General features: G+C 56.7%; 6 protein-coding genes. 1 reads left to right on the top strand and 5 read right to left on the bottom strand.

From position 1 onward, the window contains the following. Positions 1-374: 374 nt before the first annotated feature. Entirely contained in the window at positions 375-2,078 is a 1,704-nt protein-coding gene (locus tag QM579_RS11370) for a LysM peptidoglycan-binding domain-containing protein (RefSeq protein WP_414999258.1), read from the bottom strand. 135 nt (positions 2,079-2,213) lie between these two features. Between QM579_RS11370 and QM579_RS11365 the strand changes: the two genes are divergently transcribed. Next, positions 2,214-3,014: a TrmH family RNA methyltransferase gene (locus QM579_RS11365; protein ID WP_414999257.1), complete on the top strand. Its 801-nt coding sequence runs from the start codon at positions 2,214-2,216 to the stop codon at positions 3,012-3,014. 347 nt (positions 3,015-3,361) lie between these two features. Here the strand turns inward: QM579_RS11365 and fliQ are convergent, their stop codons facing one another. The 4 genes from fliQ to fliN form a co-directional block, all read right to left on the bottom strand. Further along, complete coding sequence (fliQ, locus tag QM579_RS11360; protein ID WP_183720851.1) at positions 3,362-3,631, bottom strand: flagellar biosynthesis protein FliQ; 270 nt, start codon at positions 3,629-3,631, stop codon at positions 3,362-3,364. Between the two features lie 78 nt (positions 3,632-3,709). Further along, complete coding sequence (fliP, locus tag QM579_RS11355; RefSeq protein ID WP_414999259.1) at positions 3,710-4,393, bottom strand: flagellar type III secretion system pore protein FliP; 684 nt, start codon at positions 4,391-4,393, stop codon at positions 3,710-3,712. A 43-nt stretch (positions 4,394-4,436) separates the two neighbouring features. Continuing rightward, positions 4,437-5,087 carry a flagellar biosynthetic protein FliO gene (gene fliO, locus QM579_RS11350; RefSeq protein WP_414999256.1) on the bottom strand — a complete coding sequence of 217 codons (651 nt, stop codon included), beginning with the start codon at positions 5,085-5,087 and terminating at the stop codon, positions 4,437-4,439. Next, the coding region (gene fliN / locus QM579_RS11345; RefSeq protein WP_414999255.1) for a flagellar motor switch protein FliN at positions 5,080-5,299 on the bottom strand (220 nt) is incomplete at its 5' end. The genes fliO and fliN, both read right to left, overlap by 8 nt.

The raw sequence follows: 5,299 nt of genomic DNA, 5'->3' as shown, positions 1-5,299 counted from the left end.
TATGCTCCCCTTTGCTTAAACTGTCAATCACTTTTTTCGCTTTCCGAAAAGTTCCTGGCATCGCAAGTCAAAGTCATTATTCAGTTTTGTATGAGCGAGGGAGACTTATGCTCCTCTTTTCGAACCCCGTCAATCACTTTTTTCGACTTCGCGAAACTTTGTTTCGCTTGTGTGTCGTTTTGAAGTCACCGCCGTTGCGCGAAACGAGAATTTGCCTCAAAGGGGGGCAGGTGTCAACCAAATTCTTCTTTTTTTATCAGTTTGTTGCATCATGATTGAGGCAAAACCCCTTTATGTCGCGACAGCAGCGGGTTTTACCAAAAACGGCACATTCTGAAAACCGATGCCCCGCAAAGAAAACCCCTCTGGCCTGGCTACTGTTCCACGACCAGCACAGAACCTGTGCGCAGATTCTTCTCGTTTACGCCGTTCCACCGCATAAGATCCTCAACACTGACCTTGTGCTCGCGCGCGATTTTCCACAGACTGTCTTTAGCCTGCACAGTATATGTAGTTCTGGATGCCTTGGCGGGAACCTTGCTGCCCACCCTGCCATCAGAGCCTGCGGATACTCCCCCGGCCGAAGCGCCGCCGGGAATGCGCAGTACGGTTCCGGCGTGAAGCGCACTGGGATTGCTTATATTGTTATGATCCTGCAAATCTTTGACGCTGACATTGTACTGCCGGGCCACAGCGTACAGGGTTTCATTGGGCTGAAGCGTGTGACTGCCCGACGAAACCGCCGGCCGGACGGGTTGGGCTTGGGAACGGGTTGGCGCTGATGCCGGGGCTTGAGCTACCGATCTTTCAGATGCGGATGACTTCCTGCCGCTTTCGGCCTTTGTCGAACCCTTGCCGTCCAGCGCCGCCACCGCTCTGGCAGACATGTCCACCGAACGCGGGGCCAACACGGTTTGCCCGGCGCTCAGCCGGCTTTCACCAGGATTGAGCGCGCGCAACTGGGCAACTGGGATTCCGCTGCGACGGCTGATCTTTTCCCACGAATCGCCATTGCTGGCCACACGCATGGCCCCCCACCCGGCATAGGCCGTACAGCGGGACGACCCCAGAAAAGCCTGAGCCTTCCGCTCGCTTCTGGTCGGCACATAGACAAAGGTCGAACGCCCAGTATCTGTAATCCGGCGTTTGTGGTGACGATTATAGACGGCAAATTCGCCCCAGCTCATACCGCAGGCCTCGGCCAGACCATTGAGGTCAGTGCCAGGGCGCGCCGTAAGGCGCAACACGCCCGGCGCGTTTTCAGGACGGATGGATTCAAACCCCAGCTCGGGCAGGTTGCGCATAATCTTGGTAATTGCCAGAAAGCGCGGCACATACTGCTTGGTTTCGTCACGCAGCTGGGCCTTGTCGTCCAGCATGTGGTTGCGCGCCTTGACCTCATAGAAATTTTTACCGCCTGTGCCTTCCTTGGCGCGGCTGATCTTGCCCTCGCCCGCATTATAGGCGGCCACGGCTGTTGGCCAGTCGCCAAAGTAGTCGTACAGCTTCTGCAAATAGTCCGCTGCTGCCTCAGTTGACTCATAAGGATCAAGACGCTCGTCGGTCCACCAGTCCTGTGTGAGGCCAAAGCGCTCGCCAGTGGCAGGCATGAACTGCCACGCGCCTGTGGCCCCCACGGGAGAGCGGGCATCAACCCGGTAGCCGCTTTCTATAATGGCGAGGTAGGCCAGTTCTTCGGGAATACCACGCGAACGAAAAACCTGACGGGAATAGCTCAAGTACCCTTCTGCCCTTTTGGAAAAGACGCAAACAGAGTTACGCCCCTTGCGCAGGTAGTATTTATACTGCCGCGTCACGTCATCCATAGCTTCGGGAGGCACATTTTTATCCACCTGGCTTGTGGATTTGAGCGCTGCCATTTCCTTGCTGCTCAGAGGAGTGGGGTCATCATCGGGAATGGAAAAGGAGACACCCCGATTGCCCGACCCGCCGTCCTGCCGTGAGGCGCAGCCTCCGGCCAGCATGAGGCAGCACGCGGCTGCCAGCACACAAAGGCGAAGACCAGCCGTTACGCCCTTGCGTCCTTGCGCAGCAGTGTCCATACTATATACCGTCATGGTGAACTCCTTGTCTGCCCGGCTTGCCATGAGCCGGGAAGATGCGTACACAGCGCATGACTGTGGACGCCCTTGTCCTCGTAATTTTTACCTCGGCCGCCCGTAGCAGCCGTTTTACCTCGTGCGGAGGCGTGCATGCATACTCAATCCGAAGACGCCCCTCTTCTCCCGGGCCTCAAACCCGTGCTGGAACTCCTGTCCAGCGACCCGCAGCGCATTGACTGCGTATTCTGCAAAAAGGGACTTCGTGGTCCCGAGGCTCGCGAAATGCAGGACCTCTGCCGGAAAAACGATGTGCGCTTTACCCTGGTGGATCAGCCTGTGCTGGACCGCCTGTGCCGTCCCGCTAGTGGCGGCAGCCGTGAAGCCGGGCGCGATGCCGTTGGGCATCAGGGCGTGGTGGCCCGTCTGTCTGTCACCAGCTTTTGCGAGCTTGAAGACATTTTTGCGACTGTGGAGCAGGCTCCCCTGCCCATAATACTTGCCCTTGATCAGGTGCAGGACCCCGGCAATGTGGGAACGCTCTGCCGCACCCTTTACGCCCTGGGCGGCGCGGGCATCATTCTGCCCCGCCACAACAGCGCCTACCTTGGACCAGCGGCGCGCCGCGCCGCCGCAGGCGCTCTTGAGCATCTGCCCGTGGCCCGCGTGACCAATCTGGGGCATGCCCTGGACAGCGCCGAAGAGGCCGGGCTGACCATTTACGGTGCAGGAGGCCAGGCGGGTTCCGGAAGCCTTGACGCCTTTGCCGAACCTATGTGCCTGCCCGCCGTTCTGGTGCTGGGCAACGAAGATAAAGGCTTGCGGCCCGGCGTTGCCAAGCGTTGCGCACACATGATGCGCATACCGCTGGCGCGAAGCTTTGATTCGCTTAATGTGGCCCAGGCTGGAGGCATTCTGCTGGGACTGGCTGCGGCTGCGCGCGCCAAATCCTGATAAGAACCCGACACAATAAACCGCAACTTCAACGCGCGGTTTATGCAAAAAACAAGAACGCTCTGTTGCGTTTAACAAGGCGTTCGCCCTTTTATTTACACAACTAAGCGCCATCAGACAACTCAAAAAGGAAATGTCACAGACATTTCCTTTTTTTATTGAAAGACAAACTCTTTCTGTATTTTTTCTAGACTTATTCTGATCTGTGATATTTGCGGTTGTATCTATGCTTTTTTGTACATCATACTGATTATACAAAGTCCGATACATGATGCATCGTCCGCAGTATTGAGCAAGGGGAAAGCCCCACGCTTGCGTTGAAGGAGGTATAAGAGAACCGCATACAGCTAGCGCACGTAGTTGGGGATATTAATGAATACGTCGCGCGTGAAGGTTATCATGCGCTCCATAAGCCAGGGCAAGGCCAGCAGCAGAGCCAGGAACATGCAGACGATCTTGGGAATAAAGGTCAGGGTCATTTCCTGAATCTGGGTGGCGGCCTGAATAACGCTTACAAGCACACCAACACCCAGCCCCACAGACAGCATGGGCAGAGCCATCATGAGACACAATTCAATGGCCTGGCGGCCAAAACCGATAACGAAATCAGGAGACATGCGCTTACCCCCGAGGGAATTTTTTGACACTGCCAATCACTGGCGCCCTGTAGATACAAAAATGATGCCAGTTCCACGTCAGAGAAGGAAGCTGTTGACAAGCGATCCCACAAGCAAATTCCAGCCGTCGACCATCACAAAAAGCAGCAACTTGAACGGCATGGATACCATCATGGGCGGCAGCATCATCATGCCCATAGCCAGCAGCACGCTGGAAATGACCATATCAAGCACAAGAAAGGGAATGTAGATAAGAAAGCCGATGGTGAAGGCCGTCTTCAGTTCACTGATGACATAGGCCGCCGCCAGCAGCATAGTAGGAACTTCTTCCTTGCTCTTGGGGGCTTCCATTTTGCTGATGGAATAAAAGATGGAAAGGTCTTTTTCGCGGGTATGCTTGAACATGAAGGTACGCAGGGGAGCCTGCGCCTTGTCCAGAGCTTCTTTATAATCCATGCGTTCGCTGAGGTAGGGCTGCAGGGCGTCGTCGTTGATCTGCTTGCCCACAGGATACATGATGACCACCGTCATAAAAATGGCGAGGCTGGCAAGTATCTGGGTAGGCGGCAACTGCTGCACGCCCATAGCCTGACGCAGGAAACTGAAGACGATGATGATGCGGGTAAAACTGGTGACCGTGAGCATGATGGCCGGAGCCACGGAGAGTACGGTGAGCAGAAAGAGAATTTCCAGCAGCACCGAGACTTTTTCCGGCGATTTAGCGCCGCCGGCCAGGCTGAGCTGCAAGGTGGGCATGGCCATGTCCTGAGCGGCATGGGCCAGATGGGGCAGCAAAAAAAGAAGACTAGCGGCTGTCAGCGCTACGAGCGGCGTCTTCCATGACTTGTTGAAAATTCTTGTCCTGCGGCTCATGCTGCGCCTGCTCCTCGGTCAGAAGGGTTATGTGCTGGTCGGTCACGCCCAGCAACAGCCTTCTATTCAAGAAGCGTACCACCATAAGCCCTTTACGCGGACCCAGTGGCAATTGCGCTTCCATAACCAGAGCTCCCTTGGGCAAGGCCCCCGGGCGCGGCAGAAAATTGAACTTGCCGAAACGGCGCACCAGCCACACAACCAGCCACAATATGGCCACCAGCAAAAAAAGAATGCCCACAGCCTGCGCGTAACTGCTCCAGGAAAAGGAGCTTTCGCCAAGGCCTGTACTGTGTTCCGCCGCCTTGGCAGCCGCCTGTCCGGCCAAGCCGCCGTCGAGGCTGTCAGAAAGGGTATCGGCAAAACGTCCCGCAGCTTGCGCAGCTGCGCCAAGCCCCTGACGGGCCAGTTCAACGGCGTTGTCCACCACCCGGTCAAGCCCGTGCGGCAATGAAGCCGCACCCTGCTCCACAGCGCCACGTACCGCCTGCCCCGACATGCCCGCTTCAGCCGCTGCGGGCAAGGAAGAAGACGCCACGCCGCCCGAAGCGGCGGAGGCTGCTGCATGAGCGAGGCTAGCCAAGCTGCTTCACCCTTTCAATGGGACTGATGATGTCTGTAAGGCGCACGCCAAACTTTTCGTTGATGACAACGGCTTCGCCGCGTGCCACAAGCTTGCCGTTCACATAGACTTCCAGCGGTTCGCCAGCCAGCTTGTTCAGTTCCACCACAGAACCCTGCCCAAGTTGCAGCAGTTCGTTGATGAGCAGACGGGTACGGCCCAGTTCGGCAGAG

The sequence above is a fragment of the Desulfovibrio sp. genome (assembly GCF_047607245.1).
In the GTDB taxonomy this organism is placed as follows: domain Bacteria; phylum Desulfobacterota; class Desulfovibrionia; order Desulfovibrionales; family Desulfovibrionaceae; genus Desulfovibrio.
This window is presented reverse-complemented; position numbering and strand designations above follow the sequence as displayed.

Coding starts and splice junctions, on each gene's coding strand:
- QM579_RS11370 (WP_414999258.1), bottom strand. CDS start 2,078: ATGACGGTATATAGTATGGACACTGCTGCGCAAGGACGCAAGGGCGTA.
- QM579_RS11365 (WP_414999257.1), top strand. CDS start 2,214: ATGCATACTCAATCCGAAGACGCCCCTCTTCTCCCGGGCCTCAAACCC.
- fliQ (WP_183720851.1), bottom strand. CDS start 3,631: ATGTCTCCTGATTTCGTTATCGGTTTTGGCCGCCAGGCCATTGAATTG.
- fliP (WP_414999259.1), bottom strand. CDS start 4,393: ATGGCCATGCCCACCTTGCAGCTCAGCCTGGCCGGCGGCGCTAAATCG.